22 protein-coding genes are annotated in these 24,327 nt (G+C 73.1%); 19 read left to right on the top strand and 3 right to left on the bottom strand.

Annotation, left to right across the window (positions count from 1 at the left end; all coding sequences use genetic code 11):
* Positions 1-81 precede the first annotated feature (81 nt).
* Positions 82-1,077, top strand: a complete 996-nt coding sequence (gene holA / locus ACWDR0_RS04525; protein WP_456350126.1) for a DNA polymerase III subunit delta — start codon at positions 82-84, stop codon at positions 1,075-1,077.
* Between the two features lie 299 nt (positions 1,078-1,376).
* Here the strand turns inward: holA and rpsT are convergent, their stop codons facing one another.
* Complete coding sequence (gene rpsT, locus ACWDR0_RS04520; protein WP_456350125.1) at positions 1,377-1,643, bottom strand: 30S ribosomal protein S20; 267 nt, start codon at positions 1,641-1,643, stop codon at positions 1,377-1,379.
* 232 nt (positions 1,644-1,875) lie between these two features.
* Between rpsT and lepA the strand changes: the two genes are divergently transcribed.
* The 3 genes from lepA (at position 1,876) to hemW (ending at position 7,303) form a co-directional block, all read left to right on the top strand.
* A complete protein-coding gene (gene lepA, locus ACWDR0_RS04515) occupies positions 1,876-3,747 on the top strand; it encodes a translation elongation factor 4 (protein ID WP_456350124.1) in 1,872 nt (623 codons plus the stop codon).
* Between the two features lie 228 nt (positions 3,748-3,975).
* Complete coding sequence (locus ACWDR0_RS04510) at positions 3,976-5,946, top strand: AMP-dependent synthetase/ligase (protein ID WP_456350123.1); 1,971 nt, start codon at positions 3,976-3,978, stop codon at positions 5,944-5,946.
* Positions 5,947-6,070: 124 nt separating this feature from the next.
* Positions 6,071-7,303, top strand: coding sequence for a radical SAM family heme chaperone HemW (gene hemW / locus ACWDR0_RS04505; protein ID WP_456350122.1), 1,233 nt, complete (start codon positions 6,071-6,073; stop codon positions 7,301-7,303).
* 436 nt (positions 7,304-7,739) lie between these two features.
* On the opposite strand, the gene ACWDR0_RS04500 is transcribed toward hemW, so the two are convergent.
* The gene (locus tag ACWDR0_RS04500) at positions 7,740-8,558 is read right to left on the bottom strand and encodes a DUF3097 domain-containing protein (RefSeq protein WP_456350121.1); all 819 of its coding nucleotides are present in this window, start codon (positions 8,556-8,558) and stop codon (positions 7,740-7,742) included.
* A gap of 10 nt (positions 8,559-8,568) precedes the next feature.
* The gene (locus ACWDR0_RS04495; protein WP_456350120.1) at positions 8,569-9,303 is read right to left on the bottom strand and encodes an MBL fold metallo-hydrolase; all 735 of its coding nucleotides are present in this window, start codon (positions 9,301-9,303) and stop codon (positions 8,569-8,571) included.
* 392 nt (positions 9,304-9,695) lie between these two features.
* Between ACWDR0_RS04495 and hrcA the strand changes: the two genes are divergently transcribed.
* The 15 genes from hrcA (at position 9,696) to ACWDR0_RS04420 (ending at position 24,186) form a co-directional block, all read left to right on the top strand.
* Complete coding sequence (gene hrcA, locus ACWDR0_RS04490; protein WP_456350119.1) at positions 9,696-10,724, top strand: heat-inducible transcriptional repressor HrcA; 1,029 nt, start codon at positions 9,696-9,698, stop codon at positions 10,722-10,724.
* Positions 10,725-11,861, top strand: a complete 1,137-nt coding sequence (gene dnaJ, locus ACWDR0_RS04485) for a molecular chaperone DnaJ (RefSeq protein WP_456350118.1) — start codon at positions 10,725-10,727, stop codon at positions 11,859-11,861.
* A gap of 403 nt (positions 11,862-12,264) precedes the next feature.
* Positions 12,265-13,545 (top strand): nitronate monooxygenase, encoded by a 1,281-nt coding sequence (locus tag ACWDR0_RS04480; protein WP_456350117.1) that lies wholly within the window; start codon positions 12,265-12,267, stop codon positions 13,543-13,545.
* Positions 13,545-14,288 (top strand): 16S rRNA (uracil(1498)-N(3))-methyltransferase, encoded by a 744-nt coding sequence (locus ACWDR0_RS04475; RefSeq protein ID WP_456350116.1) that lies wholly within the window; start codon positions 13,545-13,547, stop codon positions 14,286-14,288. The genes ACWDR0_RS04480 and ACWDR0_RS04475 overlap by 1 nt, the downstream gene beginning before the upstream one ends.
* Before the next feature lie 221 nt (positions 14,289-14,509).
* Positions 14,510-15,124, top strand: coding sequence for a hypothetical protein (locus ACWDR0_RS04470; RefSeq protein WP_456350115.1), 615 nt, complete (start codon positions 14,510-14,512; stop codon positions 15,122-15,124).
* A 176-nt stretch (positions 15,125-15,300) separates the two neighbouring features.
* Positions 15,301-15,654 carry a histidine triad nucleotide-binding protein gene (locus tag ACWDR0_RS04465; protein ID WP_456350114.1) on the top strand — a complete coding sequence of 118 codons (354 nt, stop codon included), beginning with the start codon at positions 15,301-15,303 and terminating at the stop codon, positions 15,652-15,654.
* A 47-nt stretch (positions 15,655-15,701) separates the two neighbouring features.
* Positions 15,702-16,613, top strand: coding sequence for a ribonuclease Z (locus ACWDR0_RS04460; RefSeq protein WP_456350113.1), 912 nt, complete (start codon positions 15,702-15,704; stop codon positions 16,611-16,613).
* A 62-nt stretch (positions 16,614-16,675) separates the two neighbouring features.
* Entirely contained in the window at positions 16,676-17,701 is a 1,026-nt protein-coding gene (locus ACWDR0_RS04455; RefSeq protein ID WP_456350112.1) for an adenosine deaminase, read from the top strand.
* 314 nt (positions 17,702-18,015) lie between these two features.
* Positions 18,016-19,080 carry a carbohydrate kinase family protein gene (locus ACWDR0_RS04450; protein ID WP_456350170.1) on the top strand — a complete coding sequence of 355 codons (1,065 nt, stop codon included), beginning with the start codon at positions 18,016-18,018 and terminating at the stop codon, positions 19,078-19,080.
* A 166-nt stretch (positions 19,081-19,246) separates the two neighbouring features.
* Positions 19,247-20,368: a PhoH family protein gene (locus ACWDR0_RS04445; protein WP_456350111.1), complete on the top strand. Its 1,122-nt coding sequence runs from the start codon at positions 19,247-19,249 to the stop codon at positions 20,366-20,368.
* Between the two features lie 13 nt (positions 20,369-20,381).
* Positions 20,382-20,879, top strand: coding sequence for an rRNA maturation RNase YbeY (gene ybeY, locus ACWDR0_RS04440; protein ID WP_456350110.1), 498 nt, complete (start codon positions 20,382-20,384; stop codon positions 20,877-20,879).
* Positions 20,876-22,171 (top strand): hemolysin family protein, encoded by a 1,296-nt coding sequence (locus tag ACWDR0_RS04435; protein ID WP_456350109.1) that lies wholly within the window; start codon positions 20,876-20,878, stop codon positions 22,169-22,171. Before ybeY ends, ACWDR0_RS04435 begins: the two co-directional genes overlap by 4 nt.
* Positions 22,168-22,548 (top strand): MmcQ/YjbR family DNA-binding protein, encoded by a 381-nt coding sequence (locus tag ACWDR0_RS04430; RefSeq protein ID WP_456350108.1) that lies wholly within the window; start codon positions 22,168-22,170, stop codon positions 22,546-22,548. Before ACWDR0_RS04435 ends, ACWDR0_RS04430 begins: the two co-directional genes overlap by 4 nt.
* 88 nt (positions 22,549-22,636) lie before the next feature.
* Positions 22,637-23,017, top strand: a complete 381-nt coding sequence (locus tag ACWDR0_RS04425; protein WP_456350107.1) for a cytidine deaminase — start codon at positions 22,637-22,639, stop codon at positions 23,015-23,017.
* Positions 23,018-23,751: 734 nt separating this feature from the next.
* Positions 23,752-24,186, top strand: a complete 435-nt coding sequence (locus tag ACWDR0_RS04420) for a hypothetical protein (RefSeq protein ID WP_456350169.1) — start codon at positions 23,752-23,754, stop codon at positions 24,184-24,186.
* The last annotated feature ends 141 nt before the right edge of the window (positions 24,187-24,327 follow it).

Below are 24,327 nucleotides of genomic sequence, written 5' to 3'. Positions count from 1 at the left end.
AGGCCATTGTCCGGTACCCGCACCGGCACCGGACCACGGCCCGGGGCCGGGTGTCGGTGGGGCGTGGGATGCTGGTCCACGATGGCCACCAGGAAGAACCCGACAGACGACCCGCTCGCCCCCGTCACGCTCGCCGTGGGCCAGGAGGACCTTCTGCTGGACCGTGCGGTCCGGCAGGTCGTGGCGGCCGCCCGGGCCGCCGACGCCGATACCGATGTCCGCGACCTCACCGCCGACCAGCTCCAGCCCGGCACGCTGGCCGAGCTGACGAGTCCCTCGCTCTTCGCCGAGCGCAAGGTGGTGATCGTGCGAAATGCCCAGGATCTGTCCGCCGACACCGTCAAGGACATCAAGGGGTATCTCGCCGCACCGGTCGAGGAGATCACCCTCGTCCTGGTCCACCCCGGCGGGGTGAAGGGCAAGGGGCTCCTGGACGCCGCCCGCAAGGCGGGGGCCCGGGAGGTGGCCTGTCCCAAGACCACCAAGCCCGCCGAGCGGCTGACCTTCGTCCGCTCGGAGTTCCGGGCGCTCGGCAGAGCCGCCACCCCCGAGGCCTGCCAGGCGCTGGTGGACTCCATCGGCAGCGACCTGCGGGAGCTGGCGAGCGCGGTGTCGCAGCTCACCGCGGATATCGAGGGCACCATCGACGAGGCGGTCGTCGGGCGCTACTACACCGGCCGGGCCGAGGCATCGAGCTTCACCGTCGCCGACCGCGCGGTCGAGGGCCGGGCGGCGGAGGCCCTGGAGGCGCTGCGCTGGTCGCTCTCCACCGGGGTCGCCCCCGTGATGATCACCAGTGCGCTGGCCCAGGGTGTCCGGGCGATCGGCAAGCTCTCCTCCGCGCGCGGCGGCAGGCCCGCCGATCTCGCCCGTGAGCTGGGCATGCCGCCCTGGAAGATCGACCGGGTGCGGCAGCAGATGCGCGGCTGGACCCCGGACGGGGTGGCCGTGGCCCTGCGGGCCGTCGCGGAGGCCGACGCGGGCGTGAAGGGCGGCGGAGACGATCCGGAGTACGCCCTGGAGAAGGCCGTCGTCGCCATCGCCCGCGCCGCCCGTTCGGGCCGCTCCTCGCACTGACGCGCGCCCCGGTGCGTCGGTCCCCGCCCGTCGCGGCCGCGCCCCGGGCGGTAAGGCATGTCCCCGCCCGGCCGGTCTCCGGGTACGCCGAAGGCCCCGGCCGGGTGGGCCGGGGCCTTCGGGAAGTTCTGCCGGTGGACTCGCACCCGCGTGGCGAACGCAGGACCAAGTGCGAGTCCGAAGCTGCCGGGAAGAGAGCGGATGAGAGAGGGCCCGCTCATGGCTCCCGGCGGTCACCTCGTCCGGTGGACCGCCTCGTCGCTGTGACGGGGCTCACCGGATGCGGTGCCGGGTGGTACTCAGCCCTGGAGGGCGTTGACCTTCGTCGCAAGCGCCGACTTCTTGTTGGCGGCGGCGTTCTTGTGGATGACGCCCTTCGAGACGGCCTTGTCGAGCTTGCGGGCGGCCTCGCGGGTCGCCACGTTGGCCTTCTCGACGTCGCCGGCGGCGACGGCCTCGCGGGCCTTGCGGATCGCGGTCTTCAGGGACGACTTGACGGCCTTGTTGCGCAGGCGCGCCTTCTCGTTCGTCTTGTTCCGCTTGATCTGGGACTTGATGTTCGCCACGAAAGAGCCTTCTCAGGTTCGATGATCTGTGATGGGTGTGCCCGCCGCGCGGATCCTCCGCGAGGGAGGCGCACGAGACACACAGCCAGCCACGGTACCAGCCGGGCTCCCGGCGGCCCAAACCGGCCGCAGTCCTTCACGCGTGGGACGATAGGGGCTACGTACAGACCCGCCACCGCCTTCAGACGCGACGCCCGGCGCCGCCGGCGCGTCCCAAGAACCAGGACCCTGCGTGCCCGCGACTCCTCCCAATGTGCCAGAGCCGAGCCGTACCGACCCGGCGCTGATCCGCAATTTCTGCATCATCGCCCATATCGACCACGGCAAGTCGACCCTTGCCGACCGGATGCTCCAGCTCACCGGGGTGGTCGACCAGCGGCAGATGCGCGCCCAGTACCTCGACCGTATGGACATCGAGCGCGAGCGCGGCATCACGATCAAGTCTCAGGCCGTCCGGCTGCCCTGGTCCCCCACCGAGGGGCCCGGCCAGGGCAGGACCCACATCCTGAACATGATCGACACCCCGGGGCACGTCGACTTCACCTATGAGGTCTCCCGCTCCCTGGCGGCCTGTGAGGGCACGATCCTGCTGGTCGACGCGGCCCAGGGCATCGAGGCGCAGACCCTCGCCAACCTCTATCTCGCGATGGAGAACAATCTGGCGATCGTCCCCGTCCTCAACAAGATCGACCTTCCGGCGGCCCAGCCGGAGAAGTTCGCCGAGGAGCTGGCGAACCTGGTCGGCTGCGACCCGGACGATGTGCTGAAGGTCTCCGCGAAGACCGGCCTCGGCGTCGAGGCGCTGCTGGACCGTGTGGTGCGCGAGGTCCCGGCCCCGGTGGGCGTCGCCGACGCCCCCGCCCGCGCGATGATCTTCGACTCGGTCTACGACTCCTACCGGGGCGTCGTCACCTATGTCCGGGTCGTCGACGGCACGCTCGGCAAGCGCGAGCGGATCCGGATGATGTCCACCGGCGCCACCCACGAGCTGCTGGAGATCGGCACCAATTCGCCCGAGATGCTCCCGGCCGACGGTCTGAGCGTCGGCGAGGTGGGCTATCTGATCACCGGTGTGAAGGACGTCCGCCAGTCCAAGGTCGGCGACACCATCACCCAGCAGGTCAAGGGCGCCACGGAGGCCCTCGGCGGCTACAAGGACCCCAAGCCGATGGTGTTCTCCGGCCTCTATCCGCTGGACGGCTCGGACTACCCCGACCTGCGTGAAGCGCTCGACAAGCTCCAGCTCAACGACGCCGCCCTGGTGTACGAGCCGGAGACCTCCGCGGCCCTGGGCTTCGGTTTCCGCGTCGGCTTCCTCGGGCTGCTCCACCTCGACGTGATCCGTGAGCGGCTGGAGCGCGAGTTCGGCCTCGACCTGATCGCCACCGCGCCGAACGTGGTCTACCGGGTCCTCATGGAGGACGGCGCCGAGCACACGGTGACCAACCCCAGCGAGTTCCCCGAGGGCAAGATCAGCGAGGTCTACGAGCCGGTGGTCCGCGCCACCGTCCTCGCGCCGACCGAGTTCATCGGCTCGATCATGGAGCTGTGCCAGACCCGCCGCGGCACGCTGCTCGGGATGGACTACCTCTCCGAGGACCGGGTGGAGATCCGCTACACCCTGCCCCTCGCCGAGATCGTCTTCGACTTCTTCGACCAGCTCAAGTCCAAGACCCGGGGCTATGCCTCGCTGGACTACGAGCCCACCGGCGAGCAGTCCGCGCACCTGGTCAAGGTGGACATCCTGCTCCACGGCGACAAGGTCGACGCCTTCTCCGCGATCACGCACCGGGACCAGGCGTACGCCTACGGCGTGCGGCTCGTCGCCAAGCTGAAGGAGCTGATCCCCCGGCAGGCGTTCGAGGTGCCCGTCCAGGCGGCCATCGGCTCCCGGGTCATCGCCCGCGAGACGATCCGCGCCATCCGCAAGGACGTCCTCGCCAAGTGCTACGGCGGTGACATCTCCCGGAAGCGGAAGCTGCTGGAGAAGCAGAAGGAAGGCAAGAAGCGGATGAAGATGGTCGGCAACGTCGAGGTGCCGCAGGAAGCCTTCATCGCGGTGCTCTCCAGCGACGACAGCGGTGGGGGCAAGGCCAAGAAGTAGGCGCGGGCAACCGCGTGGGCGCCCGGCCGGCGAACCGGCCGGGCGCTGTCCGTGTCCGTACCCGCACGCATCGAAGCGGAGGACGGAAGCCCCTTACGTACCGGCGGTACGCGATCTACGCTGATCGCGCCCGTCCGGGGGGTACCCGGCAGTTGAAAAGTGCCTGCTCAGTGGCGCCAGTACCGATCGTCCGCGGTCCGTACGGCCGCCGCAGGCCCGGAGGACGTCTTGAGCGACACACAGACCACGATCGACAACCGCCCCACCTCGGTGGCGGTGCTCTTCACCGAGCGGGTGGCCGCGACCCCGGACGGCGAGGCGTTCCGCTACCCGGTCCTCGCACCGGCGGCCGCGGACGGGCCCGGGACCGGTGGCGGACCGGACGGGGCGGCGGACGGGGAAGCCCCGGCGACCGCCTGGGCGTCGCTCACCTGGGCCGGGACCGCGGAGCGCGTGTACGCGGTGGCCGCCGGGCTGATCGGTCTCGGTATCCGCCCGGAGGACCGGGTCGCCCTGATGTCCGCGACCCGTATCGAGTGGATCCTCGCCGACCTCGGCGTGATGTGCGCGGGCGGCGCCACCACCACCATCTACCCCTCCACCAACGCGGAGGAGTCGGCGTTCATCCTCACCGACTCCGGCAGCCGGATCCTGATAGCCGAGGACGCGGCCCAGCTGGCGAAGGTCCTGGAGCGCCGGGACGAGCTGCCCGAACTCCGCCATGTCGTGGTCGTCGACCCGGCCGGGACCGTCGCGGCGGACCGCGGAGCCGGGACCGCGGCGGAGGGCGCGCCGGACGACGACGGATTCGTCCTCGGCCTCGCCGAGCTGGAGGAGCGCGGCCGGGCCCTGCTCGAAGCCGAGCCCGGCGCGGTCCGGGAGCGGATCGACGCGATCACCCCCACCCAGCTCGCCACCCTCATCTACACCTCCGGCACCACGGGCCGCCCCAAGGGCGTCCGGCTGCCGCACGACAACTGGTCCTATATGGCGAAGGCGATCGCCGGGACCGGCCAGATCAACAAGGACGACGTCCAGTACCTCTGGCTGCCGCTGGCGCACGTCTTCGGCAAGGCCCTGATCTCCGGCCAGATCGAAGTCGGCCACATCACGGCCGTCGACGGCCGCCACGACAAGATCGTGGAGAATCTGCCGACCGTCCGTCCCACCTATATGGCCGCGGTACCGCGGATCTTCGAGAAGGTCTACAACGGCGTCGCCGCCAAGGCGCGGGCCGGCGGCCCCGCCAAGTACCGGATCTTCCGCTGGGCCGCCGATGTCGCCCGCGAGTACGCCCGGGTCACCCAGGACAACTTCCGCCGCACCGGCTCGGCGACCGCACCCCTCAAACTCCGCTCCCAGCACCGGATCGCCGACCGGCTGGTCTATGCCAAGCTCCGCGAGGCCTTCGGCGGCCGCCTCCGGGTCGCCGTCTCCGGCTCCGCCGCGCTCTCCCCGGAGATCGGCTACTTCTTCGCCGGGGCCGGGATCCACATCCTGGAGGGCTACGGCCTCACCGAGTCCAGCGCGGTGAACTTCGTCAACCGGTACGGCTCCTACCGCACCGGCACGGTCGGCAAGCCGCTGCCCGGCCTGGAGGTGCGGATCGCGGACGACGGGGAGATCCTGCTCCGCGGCCCCGCGGTCATGGAGGGCTACCACGGGCAGCCCGAGCAGACCGCCGAGGTACTGGAGGAGGACGGCTGGCTCCGCACCGGCGATATGGGCGAACTGTCCGCGGACGGCTATCTCACCATCACGGACCGGAAGAAGGACCTGATCAAAACCTCGGGCGGCAAGTACATCGCCCCCACGGAGGTCGAGATCCAGCTGAAGGCGATCTGCCCGTTCGTCTCCAATGTCGTGGTCATCGGCGCGGACCGGAACTACTGCACCGCGCTGATCGCCCTCGACGAGCCCGCCCTCCTCGGCTGGGCCGCGGAGAACGGCCTGGAGGGCCGCGGCTACCAGGAAGTGGTGAGCGCGCCCGCCACCCGGGAGCTGATCGCCGGATATGTGGAGCGGCTCAACGAGGGGCTCCAGCGCTGGCAGACGGTGAAGAAGTTCCGGCTGCTGCCGCGCGACCTCGATGTCGAGCACGGCGATCTCACCCCGAGCATGAAGCTGAAGCGCCCGGCCGTCGAGCGGGAGTTCCGGCACCTGGTCGAGGAGATGTACGCGGGCCAGCGCGAGGCGTGACCGAGCGGGTCCGGGCCACCCCCCTGGGGCCGCCCGGACCCCTCCCGGCCTGCGGTTTCCGTTCCCGGCGGTGAGTTATCCACAGGCGGCGACGGGTTTCCCGGGAGTGCCGGAGAATGGGCGTATGCCTTCCGTACTGCCCGACGGCGTGCCCGTGCCCGACGACGGGTCGCTCCCCGCCTCCGCCCTCGCCGGTGCCGCCGAGCGGCCCCTCGCCTTCTACCTGCATGTCCCGTACTGCGCGACCCGCTGCGGATACTGCGACTTCAACACCTACACGGCGACCGAGCTGCGCGGCTCCGGCGGGGTCCTGGCCTCCCGCGACCACTATGCGGCGACGGTCGCCGAGGAGATACGGCTGGCCCGCAAGGTCCTGGGCGACGACCCCCGGCCGGTGCGCACCGTCTTCGTCGGCGGCGGGACCCCCACCCTGCTGGCCGCCGCCGACCTGGTGGCCATGCTGGACACCGTACGGAGCGAGTTCGGCCTGGCGGACGATGCCGAGATCACCACCGAGGCCAACCCGGAGTCGGTCGGCCCGGAGTATCTCGCGGAGCTCCGGGAAGGCGGCTTCAACCGGATCTCCTTCGGGATGCAGAGCGCCCGGCAGCACGTCCTGAAGGTGCTGGACCGCAGCCACACCCCGGGCCGCCCCGAAGCCTGTGTCGCCGAGGCCCGGGCCGCCGGGTTCGACCATGTGAACCTGGACCTGATCTACGGCACCCCCGGCGAGTCCGACGACGACTGGCGGGCCTCCCTGGCGGCGGCCGTCGGCGCCGGACCCGACCATGTGTCGGCGTATGCGCTGATCGTCGAGGAGGGCACCCAGCTGGCCCGCCGGATCCGGCGGGGGGAGGTGCCGATGACGGACGACGACGTCCACGCCGACCGCTATCTGATCGCCGACGAACTCCTCGCCGAGGCCGGTTTCCACTGGTACGAGGTGTCCAACTGGGCCACCACCGAAGCCGCCCGCTGCCTCCACAACGAGCTGTACTGGCGCGGTGCCGACTGGTGGGGCGCAGGCCCCGGAGCCCACAGCCATGTCGGCGGGGTCCGCTGGTGGAATGTGAAGCACCCCGCGGCCTATGCCTCCGCCCTCGCGGCGGGCCGCTCCCCGGGCGCCGGGCGGGAGCTGCTCACCCCGGAGGACCGCCGGGTCGAGCGCATCCTGCTGGAGCTGCGCCTGCGCGACGGCATACCCCTGTCACTGCTCCGCCCGGCCGGTCTGCGCGCCGCGGAGCGGTCCCTCGCCGACGGCCTGCTGGAGCCCGGCGCCTACGGCCGGGGCCGGGCCGTGCTGACCCTGCGGGGCCGCCTGCTGGCCGACGGCGTCGTCCGCGACCTGGTCGACTGACCGCCTGCCGCGGTCCCCGGCCGGTCCGTCCGGCCGCCTCACCCCGGAGTACCCCCGGGCCGGGCTGCCCGGCCGTCTGCCACGGGGCCCGACGGGCTGTCCGGGCACCTCGCGCACCTCGCCCCGGGGTTCCGCCGGACCACCCGGGCCTCCCGCGCCCCGAGGCCCGCTGTGGGGGCTGCCGCCCACAGCCCTTCGAGGTGCCCGTGCGGCCGGCCTGCCCCCGGTCCGCGAGGAGGGGGCCGTTGCCTGCCGGGCGGGCGCGCCGTGCTTCCTCCGCCTGATGCCGATGCCGATGCCGATGCCGATGCCGCTGCCGTCGGCCGGGTGGCCGGGTGGCTCCGGTCCGGCCCGGTCCGGTTCCTCGCCCCGAGGCCCGCTACGGAGTCCGCCCGCCCTCAGGGCCCCGGGCGGGTGCGACCGGGCCCGCCCCGGGCTACTCCGGTGGCGCGGTCACGAAGTCGATCAGCTCTTCGACCCGGCCCAGCAGTTCCGGCTCCAGGTCCTTGTAGGAGTGGACGCGGGAGAGGATGTGCCGCCAGGCGGCGCCCGTGTCGGCGGGCCAGCCCAGGGCGCGGCAGACCCCCGTCTTCCAGTCCTGGCCGCGGGGCACCTGCGGCCAGCCCGCGATACCCAGCGACGACGGCTTCACCGCGCCCCAGACATCGATATACGGATGGCCCACCACCAGAACATGCGGATCGGTCACCGCAGCCGCGATCCGGGACTCCTTGGACCCCGCCACCAGATGGTCGACCAGCACTCCCAGCCGCGCGTCCGGGCCCGGCGCGAACTCCCCGACGATCGCGGGCAGATCGTCGATACCCGCCAGATACTCCACGACCACGCCCTCGATCCGCAGATCGTCGCCCCAGACCCGCTCCACCAGCTCGGCGTCGTGGCGGCCCTCCACATAGATCCGGCCCGCCCGGGCCACCCGCGCCCGCGCCCCCGGCACCGCCACCGAACCGGACGCCGTACGGGCAGGCCGGGCCGGAGCCCCGGCCCCCGGCCGCACCAGCGTCACCACCCGCCCGTCCAGCAGGAAGCCCCGCGGAGCCAGCGGGAACACCCGGTGCTTGCCGAAGCGGTCCTCCAGGGTCACCGTCCCCGCCTCGCAGCCCACCACCGCCCCGCAGAAACCCGTGGCGACCTCCTCGACCACCAGATCCGGGTCCGAAGGGTCGGCCGCCACCTCCGGCACCGGCGTCCGCTTCTTCCACGGCGGGGTCAGATCAGGGCTGTAGCTGCGCATTCGCCCGACGCTACGACACCCCGAAGCGCTCCGCCAGCACAGCGCGCTGCGCCCGTACGAACGCCGCGTCCACCACCGCCCCGTGCCCCGGGACGTACACGGCCGTCTCACCGCCCAGCGCCAGCAGCCGGTCCAGCGCCTCCGGCCAGCGGGCGCCGACCGCGTCCGGCCCCGCCTGCGGCTCGCCCGACTCCTCCACCAGATCCCCGCAGAACACCACCGCCGGTTCACCCGGCCCGCCCGGCACCACGGCCGCCAGATCGTGCCCGGTGTGCCCCGGCCCGGCGTTCACCAGCAGCACCCGGCGGCCGCCCAGGTCCAGCGCCAGCTCCCCGCCGACCGTCCGCCCCGGCGCCACCAGCGCCCGCGCCGACCGGCCGGCCTCCTCCTCCGGTACCCCGAAGCGCACCGCGTCCGCCCGCAGTTCCTCCCGCTCGCCCGGCAGCAGCGTGTCCGTCCCGGCCGCCCCGAACACCTCGGCCCCCGGGAACTCCGCCGTCCCCATCACATGGTCGAAGTGCGGATGGCTCAGCGCGATATGCGTCACCCGGCGACCGCCGCCGAGCAGCGTCTCCGCCTGGGCCCGCAGCTCCGCGCCCTCCGTGAGCGTCGAACCCGTGTCGTACAGCAGCGCGCCGTCCCGGCCGGCGACCAGCCCGCAGGTCGCGTCCCAGCCGGGCAGCCTGCGGCGCCCCACCCCCTCGGCCAGCCGTTCCCAGCCGTGGTCTTCCCAAGCGATGTCCATACCGGGACGCTATCGCCACGGCCCTCGCACCGGAGAGGAGCACGGCAGAGGGGCACAGGAGGACGGCATGGGCCCGGCGCCCGGCCGCCGGGCGGGGTCGGACGGGGCCGGACAGGGCCGGACGGGGCGGGGCCGGTGGATGTCGGGACCGGGACAGGGGGAGGCAGGGGGGCGGCCGCACGGTAGCGTTCGGTGGCCTGCCGGTCGTCTTGCTCCGCCCGTACCGGGCGGCCGTACACTGGCACGGGGAAGATTTGGCACTCGGCCGTGCGGAGTGCCAGAAGGGTCACCGGGGAACGATCCGGGGACACCGCCCGCCCGCCTCCCGAACCGTGGGGCGGACCGAGCGGCCGGACGAGAGCGGTCGGACGAGACAGTTGGAGGTGCGCGGGATGCTCAGCGAACGCAGACTCGAGGTGCTGCGCGCCATCGTCCAGGACTACGTCGGCACCGAGGAGCCCGTCGGCTCCAAGGCGCTCACCGAGCGCCATCAGCTCGGTGTCTCGCCGGCGACCGTCCGCAACGACATGGCCGTACTGGAGGAGGAGGGCTTCATCGCCCAGCCCCACACCAGCGCCGGCCGGATCCCCACCGACAAGGGGTACCGCCTCTTCGTCGACCGGCTCGCCGGAGTGAAGCCGCTCTCCGCGGCCGAGCGGCGGGCCATCCAGAGCTTCCTCGACGGCGCGGTCGACCTCGACGACGTCGTCGGGCGCACGGTGCGGCTGCTGGCGCAGCTCACCCGCCAGGTCGCGATCGTGCAGTACCCCTCGCTGACCCGGTCCACGGTGCGCCATGTCGAGCTGCTCGCGCTCGCCCCGGCCCGGCTGATGCTGGTCCTGATCACCGACACCGGCCGGGTCGAGCAGCGGATGATCGACTGCCCCGCCCCGTTCGGCGAGGCGTCCCTCGCCGATCTGCGGGCCCGGCTCAACAGCCGGGTCGTCGGCCGCCGGTTCACCGATGTGCCGCAGCTGGTGCAGGACCTTCCCGACTCCTTCGACCCGGAGGACCGCGGCACGGTCTCCACCGTGCTCTCCACCCTCCTCGAAACCCTCGTCGAGGAGACGGAGGAGCGGCTGATGATCGGCGGTACCGCCAATCTCACCCGCTTCGGACACGACTTCCCCCTGATGATCAGGCCGGTGCTGGAAGCGCTGGAGGAGCATGTGGTGCTCCTCAAGCTGCTCGGCGAGGCCAAGGAGTCCGGCGGAGGCATGGGCGTGACCGTGCGCATCGGTCACGAGAACGCCCACGAGGGCCTCAACGCAACGTCCGTCGTGACCGTCGGCTACGGTTCGGGCGACGAGGCAGTTGCGAAACTCGGCGTGGTCGGACCGACCCGCATGGACTACCCCGGAACGATGGGAGCGGTACGCGCAGTGGCACGTTACGTCGGACAGATCCTGGCGGAGTCGTAAGTGGCCACGGACTACTACGCCGTACTCGGCGTGCGCCGCGACGCATCCCAGGACGAGATCAAGAAGGCGTTCCGCAGGCTCGCCCGGGAACTCCACCCGGATGTGAACCCGGACCCGAAGACCCAGGAGCGGTTCAAGGAGATCAACGCCGCTTACGAGGTGCTGTCGGACCCGCAGAAGAAGCAGGTCTACGACCTCGGCGGCGATCCGCTCTCCCAGTCGGGCGGCGGCGGCGCGGGCGGCTTCGGCGCCGGTGGCTTCGGGAACTTCTCGGACATCATGGACGCCTTCTTCGGTACGGCGTCCCAGCGCGGCCCGCGTTCGCGCACCCGCCGCGGCCAGGACGCGATGATCCGCCTGGAGATCGAGCTCAACGAGGCGGCCTTCGGGACGACCAAGGAAATCCAGGTCGACACCGCGGTCGTCTGCACCACCTGCTCCGGGGAGGGCGCCGCGCCCGGCACCTCGGCCCAGACCTGCGACATGTGCCGCGGCCGGGGCGAGGTCTCCCAGGTCACCCGGTCCTTCCTGGGCCAGGTCATGACCTCGCGGCCCTGCCCCCAGTGCCAGGGCTTCGGCACCGTCGTCCCGACCCCGTGCCCCGAGTGCGCGGGCGACGGCCGGGTCCGCTCCCGCCGTACCCTCACGGTCAAGATCCCCGCGGGCGTCGACAACGGCACCCGGATCCAGCTGGCCGGCGAGGGCGAGGTCGGCCCCGGCGGCGGACCCGCCGGTGATCTGTACGTCGAGATCCACGAGCTGCCGCACGCGGTGTTCCAGCGCCGCGGCGACGATCTGCACTGCACGGTCACCATCCCCATGACGGCGGGCGCGCTGGGCACCAAGGTGCCGCTGGAGACGCTCGACGGTCTGGAGGAGGTCGACATCCGGCCCGGTACGCAGTCCGGGCAGTCGATCCCGCTGCACGGCCGCGGAGTGACGCATCTGCGCGGCGGCGGCCGCGGCGATCTGATCGTCCATGTCGAGGTGACGACCCCGACGAAGCTCGACCCCGAGCAGGAGCGGCTGCTGCGGGAGCTGTCCAAGCTGCGCGGCGAGGAGCGGCCCACGGGCCAGTTCCAGCCGGGCCAGCAGGGGCTGTTCTCCCGTCTGAAGGACGCGTTCAACGGCCGTTAGGCCGTACGGCCTGGCGGCCTCCGGCCCCGCCCTGGTCCGCCCGGGGCCGGGACCGGGGCCGTTCGCCCGGCCCCGCCCGCCGCGGGGCCGGGACCCGCGTGTACCGCCGGGCCGCCCGGGCCGCGTCGCTGCCGTAAAAAGCGGCCGCCCCCGTCCGTACCGCCGGGCCGCCCGGGCCGCGTCGCTCCCGTAACGAGCGGCCGCCCGTCCCGCGGGCGGGTGCCGGGGAACCCGTGACCCGTGAAAGCCGCCCGGCCGGGGACGGTGCGCGGGGCCCGGACAAACCCGGGGCCCATGGGGCTCGCGGGGTCCACGCGACCCCGGGGGACGGTGCGGCGCCACGGCCCGGCCGGTGCGCGGGGCCCGTTTCGTCACGGACGTACGCAGGTGGCACGATGCCTGCATGTCCTCCGCGCCCTCCGGGTCTCCCACCCTGTCCGATCTGTTCCGGCATCCCGTGATCGCGGCGCCGATGGCCGGAGGGGCGTCGAATCCCCGACTCGCCGCGGCCGTCTCCGAAGCGGGCGGCCTCGGCTTTCTCGCCGCCGGGTACAAGACCACCGACGGGATGTACCAGGAGATCAAGCAGATCCGGGGGCTCACCTCGCGGCCGTTCGGCGTGAACCTCTTCATGCCGCAGCCGCGGGTCTCCGACCCGAGCGCCGTCGAGGTCTACCGCCAGCAGCTCGCGGGCGAGTCCAGCTGGTACGAGACCCCGCTCGGGGACCCCGAATCCGGCCGGGACGACGGTTACGAGGCCAAGCTGGCCATCCTGCGGGACGATCCGGTCCCCGTGGTGTCCTTCACCTTCGGCTGCCCCGCCCCCGCCGTGCTTGCCTCCTTCACCCGGGCGGGCACCTACACGGTGGTCACCGTCACCACGCCCGAGGAGGCCCAGGCGGCGCAGTGGGCGGGCGCCGACGCGGTCTGCGTCCAGGGCATCGAAGCGGGCGGCCACCAGGGGACCCACCGCGACGACCCGGCGGCGGACGGCACCGGCATCGGGCTGCTGACCCTGATCGCGCTCGTCCGGAATGTGGTGGACCTGCCGGTCATCGCCACCGGCGGGCTGATGCGCGGCAGTCAGATCGCGGCCGTGCTGGCGGCCGGGGCGACCGCGGCCCAGCTCGGTACCGCCTTCCTGGTCTGTCCCGAGTCGGGGGCGAACCCGCTGCACAAGCAGGCGATGGCCAACCCCCTCTTCGTCCGTACGGAGCTGACCCGGGCCTTCACCGGGCGGCCCGCCCGGGGCCTGGTCAACCGCTTCCTCCGGGAGCACGGCCCGTACGCCCCCGCCGCCTACCCCGAGGTGCACCATCTGACGAGCGGGCTGCGCAAGGCGGCCGCCCAGGCGGGCGATCCGCAGGGCATGGCGCTCTGGGCCGGACAGGGCCACCGGATGGCCCGCGAACTGCCCGCCGCGGAGCTGGTCGCCGCGCTGGTCACCGAGCAGCACACCGCCGAACGCCGGACGGCCGGGCGGCACTCCGCGGACGGGCGGCCCGCGGAGGACCGCACCGGCGACGGGCACGGCGAACGGCACGGCGAACGGCACGGCACGGCGGGACACTCCGCCCAGGGGCCCGCCCCGGCACGGCACGACACCGTGGACGGCGGCGGCCCGGGCACGGACGGCGGCCCCGCGGCCGCCGCGGGCGCGGCGAACGTCCGGGAGGACTCCTGATGACCGCTCCCGTGTTCGTCGTCGACTCCCTCGACGGCGCCGCCCCCGGCTCCCCCTTCGTCCTCGACGGCCCGGAGGGACGGCACGCCGTCTCCGTGAAACGGCTCCAGCCCGGTGAGGAGGTCGTGCTCACCGACGGCCGGGGCCGCGGCGCCGCGGGCCGGGTGTTGCGCACCGAGGGCAAGGACCACCTGGTCGTTGAGCCGCTCTCGTTCCCCGAGGAGCCCGAGCCCTCGCCCCGTATCACCGTCGTCCAGGCGCTGCCCAAGGGCGACCGGGGCGAACTCGCCGTGGAGACCATGACGGAGACCGGGGCCGACGCGATCGTGCCCTGGTCCGCCGCGCGCTGCATCACCCAGTGGCGCGGCGAGCGGGGCGCCAAGTCCCTGGCGAAATGGCGGGCCACGGCGCGCGAGGCGGGCAAGCAGTCGCGCCGGCTGCGGTTCCCCGAGGTCGCCGAGGCCGCGAGCACCCGCGAGGTCGCCCGGCTGCTGGCGGCGGCCGATTTCGCGGCAGTCCTCCACGAGGAGGGCGCCGAGCCGCTGGCCACGGCCGAACTGCCGGCCGCCGGTTCCCTGGTCGTCGTCGTCGGCCCCGAGGGCGGGGTGTCGCCGGAGGAGATCGCCCTGTTCGAGGCGGCGGGGGCCCGCCCGTACCGGCTCGGCCGCAGTGTGCTCCGCACCTCCACCGCGGGTACGGCGGCGACCGCGCTGCTGCTGACCCGCACCGGCCGCTGGTCCTGACGCCCGGCGGGTCCGCGCGCCCGGTCCCGCATGCCGCGGCGCCTCTCCACGCGTCCTGACGCCCGGCGGGTTCCCGGCCTCGCGCGGGTTCCGGCGGTCGCCCGCGGACCCGCGCCGGAACCGTCCGACGCCCGGCGGGTCCGGCGCGCCGCCGACCCGTACGGGTGAGGTCGGCCGCAACCGGTCTTTTCCTCCCGGCCGCGCGGTGCCACCCTTCCTCCATGAACGGCTCCATGAAGGGTCTCCGGGGTGGGCGGGCCCCGCGCGGCTTCCGCCCGGGCGCGGGCCGTGGCAGGGCGGCGGTACGGCTGCGGGCCCTCGGCGCCGCCCTCGCGGTGGCCGCGGTCGCGGCGGGCACCACGGCCTGCGAACCCCGCGACGACCGCTCGCTCTCCTCGTCGTCCGTGGCCATGACCACGAAATACACCGCGCGCGCCACGCTGGAGCGGATCGGCTTCGACGTCCGCAGCTTCAGCTGTACGGCCACGGTGGCGGGCGAACGCGGCCGTACGGAGTCCAGGGCCCCCGGCACCACCGCCCCCGGCACGGCGACCGTCGCCTGCGAGGGCCTGACCCGCAGCGGACAGGCCATCGCCCTCAAGGGGAAGGTCACCGACGAGACCTCGGGCACCTGCGTCCGCGGCGACCTCGACGCCCGGGTCGACGGAAAGCTCGTCTTCGAGGCCCGATACCTCGGCGACTGCGACCAGGGCCGGTCCCGGGCCCCGGCCACCAGGACCCCCGGCGAACGCCCCCGGCCGACCGTCACCAGGACCGTCGAGGTGACCACGACGGTCACCGTCACCGCCACCCGCACCGTGACCCGCGACGGCTGAGCCCCGCACCCGGCCCGCTCCGTTGCACCCGCCTCGGACACCCGCTCCGTACGCCCGCCCCCGCACCGCCCGGCGGCCCGCGGCCCGCACCCGGTCGATACGATGCAGACGCCGGTGACCGGTACGGTCCGGGAGCCGGCGGGTTCAGGAGTCCACGAGTCGAGGAGGAGCCGGGCATGGCGGGAGAACCGCAGGCGGACTGCTTGTTCTGCAAGATCGTGGCGGGGGAGGTGCCCGCGACCGTCGTCCGGGAGACCGCGGACGTCGTCGCGTTCCGCGACATCAACCCGCAGGCGCCGACGCATGTCCTGGTGATCCCCAAGGCCCACTACCCGGACGCCGCCTCCCTCGCCGCCGCCGAGCCGGGCCTCGCCGCCGCGGTGCTCGCCGAGGCCGGACGGGTCGCCGCCGACGAACAGGCCGACGCCTACCGGATCGTCTTCAACACCGGCGCCGGCGCCGGACAGACCGTCTTCCACGCCCATGCCCACCTGCTCGCCGGGCGCGGCCTCAACTGGCCCCCCGGATAGGTCCCGGTCCCCACCCGACCGGCAGCGACAGAACAGGCAGCACGAACGTGTCCCTACGCGAACTCGTCGTCCTCGGCACGGCGAGCCAGGTGCCCACCCGTCACCGCAACCACAACGGGTATCTGCTCCGCTGGGACTCCGAGGGCCTGCTGTTCGACCCCGGCGAGGGCACCCAGCGCCAGATGCTGCGCGCCGGGGTCGCCGCCCACGACATCAACCGGATCTGCATCACCCACTTCCACGGCGACCACTCCCTGGGCCTCGCCGGGGTGATCCAGCGGATCAACCTCGACCGCGTCCCGCACGAGATCACCGCGCACTATCCGGCGAGCGGGCAGCGCTTCTTCGAACGGCTGCGGTACGCCACCGCCTACCGCGAGACGGTCTCCCTCACCGAGGGGCCCGTCACCACCGGCGGAGTGCTGGCCCGCACCCCCGCGTACACCCTGGAGGCGGCGGCGCTCTCGCACCCCGTCGAGTCCTTCGGCTACCGGCTGACCGAACCCGACGGCCGCCGGATGCTGCCCGGACTGCTGGCCGAACGCGGTATCCGCGGCCCGGACGTCGGGCGCCTCCAGCGGGAGGGCAGCATCCGCGGAGTCACCCTCGACGAGGTCAGCGAGGAGCGCCGCGGACAGCGGTTCGCGTTCATCATGGACACCCGGCTCTGCGACGGCGTCCACGCCCTCGCCGAGGGCTGCGATCTCCTGGTCATCGAGTCCACCTTCCTCGACGAGGACGAACGGCTCGCCGTCGACCACGGCCATCTCACCGCGGGCCAGGCCGCCCGGGTGGCCCGGGACGCCGGCGTACGGCACCTGGTCCTCACCCACTTCTCCCAGCGGTACGCCGACGCCTCCGAGTTCGAACGGCAGGCGCGGGCCGCCGGATACCAGGGCGAACTGACCGTCGCCAAGGACCTGATGAGGATCCCCGTGCCCAGGCGCGCCGCCCCCTGAGCACCGCACCCGTACCACCCGCACCACCCGTACCACTCACTCCGGTTCAGAAAAGACCCCCCGTGCCGCACCAGCCCCCGCTCCCCAAGGCCGAACTCCACCTCCACATCGAAGGCACCCTCGAACCCGAACTCGCCTTCGCCCTCGCCGACCGCAACGGCGTCACACTGCCCTACCGCTCCACCGAAGAGCTGCGCCGCGCCTATCTCTTCGAGGACCTCCAGTCCTTCCTGGACCTCTACTACGGCCTGATGGCGGTACTCCGCACCGAGGACGACTTCTTCGAACTCGCCGACGCCTATCTGGCCCGCGCCGCCGCCCAGGGAGTACGCCACGCCGAGATCTTCTTCGACCCGCAGGCGCACACCGCCCGCGGTGTGCCGCTGGGCACGGTCGTCGAAGGACTGGGCCGGGCGCTGGACGCGGCGCCCGGGCGGTACGGCATCTCCACCAGGCTGATCATGTGCTTCCTGCGCGACCAGTCGGCCGAGTCCGCGATGCAGACGCTGCTCGCCGCCCGCCCGTATCTGGACCGGATCACCGGTGTCGGACTCGACTCGGCGGAGGTGGGGCATCCGCCCGCCAAGTTCAGGGAGGTCTACGCGGCCGCGGCGGAGCTGGGGCTGCGGCGCGTCGCGCACGCGGGCGAGGAGGGGCCGGCCTCGTACATCCGGGAGGCACTGGACGTGCTGGGCGTCGAGCGGATCGACCACGGGCTGCGCTGCCTGGAGGACGGCGAGCTGGTGGACCGCCTGGTCCGGGAGCGGATGCCGCTCACGCTCTGCCCCCTGTCGAACGTCCGGCTGCGGGCCGTCGACACGCTGGAGGAGCACCCGCTGCCGCGGATGATGGCCGCCGGGCTGCTCTGCACGCTGAACTCCGACGACCCGGCGTACTTCGGCGGATACGTCGGCGACACCTTCCACGCCGTCCGCGAGGCCCTGGGCCTGGAGCAGGAACAACTCCGCGAACTGGCCCGCAACTCCTTCGAGGCGTCGTTCCTGGAGGACGACGAGGAGCGCCGGGCGGAGCTGATCGCGGCGGTGGAGGCGTACGAGTTCCCGCCGGGGGGCGCGGAGACGGGCTGACGGCCCCGGCTCCGGGGCCGCCCGCCCCGGGGCCGTACCGCCCCCGCCCGGCCGCCCCGGCCCCGTCCCGCCCGGCCTCACCGCGGCCGTAGCGCCGCCGGGGCCGTGCGCGGTCGGGCACGTACCGTCCGCGGCCGGACCGGCATACCGTGATCACACCGGACCCGGCAGGGATTTGGCACACTGGCCGGATCTGCACCACGCACAGGAGCGGCACGGTGACCACCCGATACGGCGCGCAGCAGCACACCGACCACCCGCACCCGCACCCGCCCGCGCAGGGCGACGGCGGACGGCCCGCGCGGCACCCGGGCCTGCTCGATCCGCTCGCCGCGCTGCGGGCCGACGGGGACCCGCCGTGCGACGTCTATCTGACCGGCACGGTCTTCCTCGACATCATCCTCACCGGCCTCGACTCCGCGCCGGTGCGCGGTACCGAGTCCTGGGCCCGGGGCATGGGCTCCAGCCCCGGCGGCGTCGCGAACATGGCCACCGCCCTGGCCCGGCTCGGCCTGCGGACCTCCCTGGCCGCGGCCTTCGGCGACGACCACTACGGCGACTACTGCTGGGACGCCCTCGAACAGGGCGAAGGCATCGACCTCGGCCCGTCGCGGACCGTACCCAACTGGCACTCCCCGGTGACCGTCTCCATGGCCTACGAGGGCGAGCGCACCATGGTCTCCCACGGCCACGAGGCACCCCCGCCGGACGTACGGTCCGACTGCCCGCCCGCCAGGGCCGCGGTGGCCTCCCTGGACCCCGAACCGGCCCCCTGGATCGCCGCGGCCGCCGCCGGCGGCACCCGGATCTTCGCCGACGTCGGCTGGGACGAGACCGGCCGCTGGGACCCGGCCCGGCTGACCGGCCTGGCGCACTGCGAGGCCTTCCTGCCCAACGCGGAGGAGGCGATGCGCTACACCCGCACCGACTGCCCGCGCCGGGCCGCCCACGCGCTCACCGCCTACGTACCGACCGCGGTCGTCACCCTCGGTGCCGAGGGGGCATACGCGGTCGACGGGGCCACCGGCGAATGCGCCGAGGTCCCCGCGATCGCCGTCGAAGCGCTCGACCCCACGGGCGCGGGCGACGTGTTCGTCGCCGGATTCGTCACCGGCACCCTGGCCGGCTGGCCCCTCGCCGACCGGCTGGCGTTCGCCGGGCTCACGGCCGCGCTCTCCGTGCAGGAGTTCGGCGGTTCGCTCTCCGCGCCCGGCTGGTGGGAGATCGCCGCCTGGTGGCGGTACGTCCGGGAGTCCCCCGGCCAGGATCCGGCGGCACTGCGCCGCTACACGTTCCTCGACGATCTGCTGCCCGCCCCGGCCCGGCCGCTGCCGCTGCGGCGGGCCGTCCCCACGATCGGCTTCCGCAGCCCCGCCTGACCTGCGGCGCCGCACCCCGGGCCGCCCGGGGCCGGAGCCCGCGGGCACCCGGCCCCGGAAATGCCCTCGGCCGTTGACGGTCCCGCGTCGTACGCTGGTGTCCCAGAGGTTGTCGAGCGGCGAGAACCCTGCATCAGGAGGTAGGCGCAGGCCACAGAGCCGGCCCATGACTCAGACACCCACAGCACAGACCTCGAAGCAGGCACAGCGTTCCGGGCCGAAGCGGCGTACGGAACCCGGCGAGGCACGGGCCTTCTTCACCGTCCCGGCGAAGCACCCGATGGTGACGGTCCTCGGCTCCGGAGACTCCCTGCTGCGCGTGATCGAGGCGGCTTTCCCGGCGGCCGACATCCATGTCCGGGGAAATGAGATCAGCGCGGTCGGGGATCCCTCGGAAGTCGCCCTGATCCAGCGGCTTTTCAACGAGATGATGCTCGTGCTCCGCACGGGACAACCGATGACGGAGGACGCGGTGGAACGCTCGATCGCCATGCTCAGGGCGGAGGCGAACGGCAGCGGCGACGGCGGGGAGACCCCGGCCGAGGTGCTCACCCAGAACATCCTCTCCAGCCGCGGCCGGACCATCCGCCCCAAGACCCTCAACCAGAAGCGCTACGTCGACGCCATCGACAAGCACACGATCGTGTTCGGCATCGGCCCCGCGGGCACCGGCAAGACCTATCTCGCCATGGCCAAGGCGGTCCAGGCCCTGCAGTCCAAGCAGGTCACCCGGATCATCCTGACCCGCCCCGCCGTCGAGGCCGGCGAGCGCCTGGGCTTCCTGCCCGGCACCCTCTACGAGAAGATCGACCCCTATCTGCGCCCGCTCTACGACGCCCTGCACGACATGCTCGACCCGGACTCCATTCCCCGTCTGATGGCGGCCGGGACGATCGAGGTGGCGCCGCTGGCCTACATGAGGGGTCGCACGCTCAATGACGCGTTCATCATCCTCGACGAGGCACAGAACACGAACCCCGAGCAGATGAAGATGTTCCTGACCCGCCTCGGCTTCGACTCGAAGATCGTCATCACCGGTGATGTCACCCAGGTCGACCTGCCGAACGGGACCAAGAGCGGTCTCCGTCAGGTCCAGGACATCCTCGACGGTGTCGAGGACGTCCACTTCTCGCGGCTCACGTCCCAGGACGTCGTCCGGCACCGGCTCGTCGGCCGTATCGTCGACGCGTACGAGAAGTACGACGGCCGCGCGGGCGAGCGGGCCGGCGGTGCCCAGCAGCACGGCCGGCCGCATCCGCACGACGGCCGAGGCTCCCACGGGAAGTAGTACGAACCAGACCATGTCGATCGACGTCAACAACGAGTCCGGAATCGAGATCGACGAGCAGGCGGTGCTCGACATCGCCCGCTACGCCCTCGCCCGGATGCGCATCCACCCGCTCTCCGAACTGTCGGTGATCGTCGTGGACGCCGAGGCCATGGAGCAGTTGCACATCCAGTGGATGGACCTGCCCGGGCCGACCGATGTCATGTCCTTCCCGATGGACGAGCTGCGGCCGCCCGCCAAGGACGACGAGGAGCCCCCGCAGGGCCTCCTCGGTGACATCGTGCTCTGCCCGGAGGTGGCCGAGAAGCAGGGCCAGGAGGCACCGACGGGGCACTCCATGGACGAGGAGCTGCAACTGCTCACCGTCCACGGAGTGCTCCACCTCCTCGGGTACGACCACGAGGAGCCCGACGAGAAGGCGGAGATGTTCGGTCTCCAGGCCGCCATCGTCGACGGCTGGCGGGGCGAGCGGGGGCTCACCGGGCCCTCCCCGGCCCCGACCGTGTCATGAGCGGCGCACTGATCGCCGGGGCGGTCCTGCTGGTCGTCGTCGCCTGGCTGGCCGCCTGCGCCGAGGCCGGTATCGCCCGGGTGTCGAGCTTCCGGGCCGCCGAGGCGCTGCGTTCCGGGCGGCGCGGGGCGGCGAAGCTGGCCCAGGTCGCCGCCGACCCGACCCGCTATCTCAATGTCGCCCTGCTGGCCCGGGTGGCCTGCGAGACGGCCGCCGGGGTGCTGGTCACCTACGGCTGTCTCCAGGCCTTCCCCGAGACCTGGGAGGCGCTGCTCGTCGCCATCGCGGTGATGGTCCTGGTCTCGTATGTCGCGGTGGGCGTCTCGCCGCGCACGATCGGCCGCCAGCACCCGCTGAGCACCGCGACCGCCGCCGCGTACGTCCTGCTGCCGCTGGCCCGGATCATGGGCCCGATCCCGCAGCTGCTGATCCTGCTGGGCAATGCCCTCACCCCCGGCAAGGGCTTCCGCAAGGGGCCGTTCGCCTCGGAGGCCGAGCTGCGGGCCCTGGTCGACCTGGCCGAGCAGGAGTCGCTCATCGAGGACGACGAGCGCCGGATGGTGCACTCCGTCTTCGAACTGGGCGACACCCTGGTGCGCGAGGTGATGGTGCCGCGGACCGATCTCGTCTGCATCGAGCGGCACAAGACCGTCCGCCAGGCCCTGACCCTCGCGCTGCGCTCCGGTTTCTCCCGGATACCGGTGACCGGGGAGAACGAGGACGACGTCGTCGGCGTGGTCTACCTCAAGGACCTGGTCCGCAAGACGCATGTCAACCGGGACGCCGAGTCCGATGTGGTGTCCACGGCGATGCGCCCGGCCGTCTTCGTCCCCGACACCAAGAACGCGGGCGACCTGCTGCGCGAGATGCAGCAGAAGCGGAACCATGTCGCCGTCGTCGTCGACGAGTACGGCGGTACGGCCGGGATCGTCACCATCGAGGACATCCTGGAGGAGATCGTCGGTGAGATCACCGACGAGTACGACCGCGAGCTGCCGCCCGTCGAGGAACTCGGCGACGACCGGTTCCGGGTGACCGCCCGGCTGGACATCGGGGATCTGGGCGAGCTGTACGGGGTGGACGCGCTGGACGACGAGGATGTCGAGACCGTCGGCGGACTGCTGGCCAAGGCGCTGGGCCGGGTGCCGATCGCCGGTGCCGCGGGCCGGTTCGAACTGCCCGGCGGCCGGCTGCTGAAGCTCACCGCCGAGTCACCGGCCGGGCGGCGCAACCGCATCGTCACGGTTCTGGTGGAGCCCGTTCCGCCGCCCGGCGAGGAGTCGGCGGCATGACCGGGGGCGGGGGCGGCCGCCCGCTGGGGGCGGCCGGGCTGAGGACGTTCTGCCTCGGCTTCAACGCCGCCGTGGAGGAGTTCCCGTTCGGGGACGAGGTCTCCGTCTTCAAGGTCGCGGGAAAGGTTTTCGCCCTGGCGTGGCTGGACCGTGCCCCGCTGAAGGTCAATCTCAAGTGCGATCCGGAGAACGCGGTCCGGCTGCGGGCCGCCCATCCGGCGATCGTCCCCGGCTACCACATGAACAAGCGCCACTGGAACACGCTGACGGTCGGCGAGCTGCCGCCGCGGCTGGTCCGGGAGCTGGTGGAGGACTCGTACGACCTGGTGGTGGCGGGGCTCCCGAGGGCGGTCCGGCTGACGCTCGATCGCCCCTGACCGTCCCCGGCCACGCCGCCACGGCCGGGGCGGTCCGCCCCTCGTCCGGGCGGGCCGCGCCCCGGACCCCGCGATCTATGCTCTGGGCATGACGCAGAGCAGTGAACCGCAGGACACCGGCGCGGCCACCGGGCCCGGGCCCGAGGACCGGAAGATCATCACGCTGGCGCGCAGCGCGCGGGCCCGCAACGGGGTGCCGGAGGGTGCCGCCGTACGCGACGAGACCGGGCGGACGTACGTCGCCGGGACGGTGGCCCTGCCGTCGCTGCGGCTGAGCGCGCTGCGGACCGCCGTCGCGATGGCGGTGGCGAGCGGGGCGAAGTCGCTGGAGGCGGCGGCGGTGGTCGGTGAGAGCGGGTCGCTCTCCGAGGAGGACCGGGCCGCGGTACGGGACCTGGGCGGGCCGGAGACGCCGGTGCTGCTGGCGGGGGCCGACGGGCAGCTCGTCGCGACGGTACTCGCGGGCTGACGGCAGAAGTCGGGGCCCGGGGCCGGGGCGCGGCCGTCCCGCCCTCCCGCTCCCCGGGCGCTGTTCCGTCCGGACGCCGCCCATTGCCGCCGCCTCCGGCGAGCGGACCGTGGCCGGGACCGGCTCCGTACGACGGTCCGCCCCGCTGCCGGGTACGGCCGCCGGTGGGCCGGTCGGCGGCCCTTCCCCCGCGTTCCGTCCGGCGGCCTTCTACGTCTCGGGCGCTGTCCCACCGGTGGTCCCTCGGGCGTCTGAGCCCGGGCGGCCCGGAGGGCGCAGGGGCAATCGGCCCAGAAAACCGGGGGATCCGTCTTGCAATCCCCGGCCGGTTGCGCATCAATGAACAGCAGCTCGACCGACGGATCGTCAGATTTTCCCCGGCGGTCGGGTCCGGGACCCGAGCCGCGGTTCCGGGCCGGTTCCGGCCGTCCGTTTCTGCCGTGCGGCGTGCGCACCCCGCCCGCGGAGTTCACCGGCGATCCACGCACACCCTTGTGACCGCAGCCTCCGGCGCGGTGTGCCCGTCCGCTCACGCCCTGCACTGAAGCGTGTCAACGGCCGGGTGCCCGTGCCCGGCGGGCTGCACCGACGGATCCCCACGGGGAGCGAAAGGGGTACGCATGCGAGACAGCACAGGCACAGGCGCAGGCAGGGACAGGGGCACGGGCGGAGGCGGCGGCCGGGCCCGGTCCGGCGGACGGGGCCGGATCGCGGGGGCCGGTGCGGTGACGGCGATGGCGCTGGCCGCCCTGTCGCTGGCCTACGCCCCCGGTGCCGGGGCGGTCACGCCCACCCTGGCGACGGCCGACTACGACTGCGGGACCTGGGGCGGCGGCCAGGCGAGGCTGACCGCCACCCAGTCCGGGACCAGGGCGACCATGACCCTGCGGTCCGCGGTGACGACCCCGGTGGCCGTGGGGGCCGACACCATCAACGCGACGCTCACCTTTGCCAAGGCGGGCGGCGGTACGAAGTCCTTCACCGGGACGCGGAATCCGGCGCTGCCCGCCTGGGGTCCGGTGGAGATCGGGCCGCTGTCGGCGACCGTCGCGCCCGGTGACACGCTCAACTCGTACTTCGCCGGACCGGCGCTGACGATGACGATCTTCGGATTCCCGGTGAGCTGTGACGCGGTGACCTCCCAGTCGCCGGGTCCGTTCGTGTTCTGACCCGGCCGGTTTCCGGCCGGCCGGTCCGGGGCCGCCGCGCGCAGGCAGGTGCGGTCCCGGCCGCGGCCCGCCCCCGTCCGGTGCCTCCTGCCGGACGGGGGCGGCGCCGTTCGCGGCGGACTCCCCGTCCCGGCCGCCGCC

This window comes from Streptomyces sp. NPDC003691, assembly GCF_053981115.1.
Note: the sequence above shows the minus strand (reverse complement) of the source record. Positions and strands in the feature narration are given on the sequence as shown.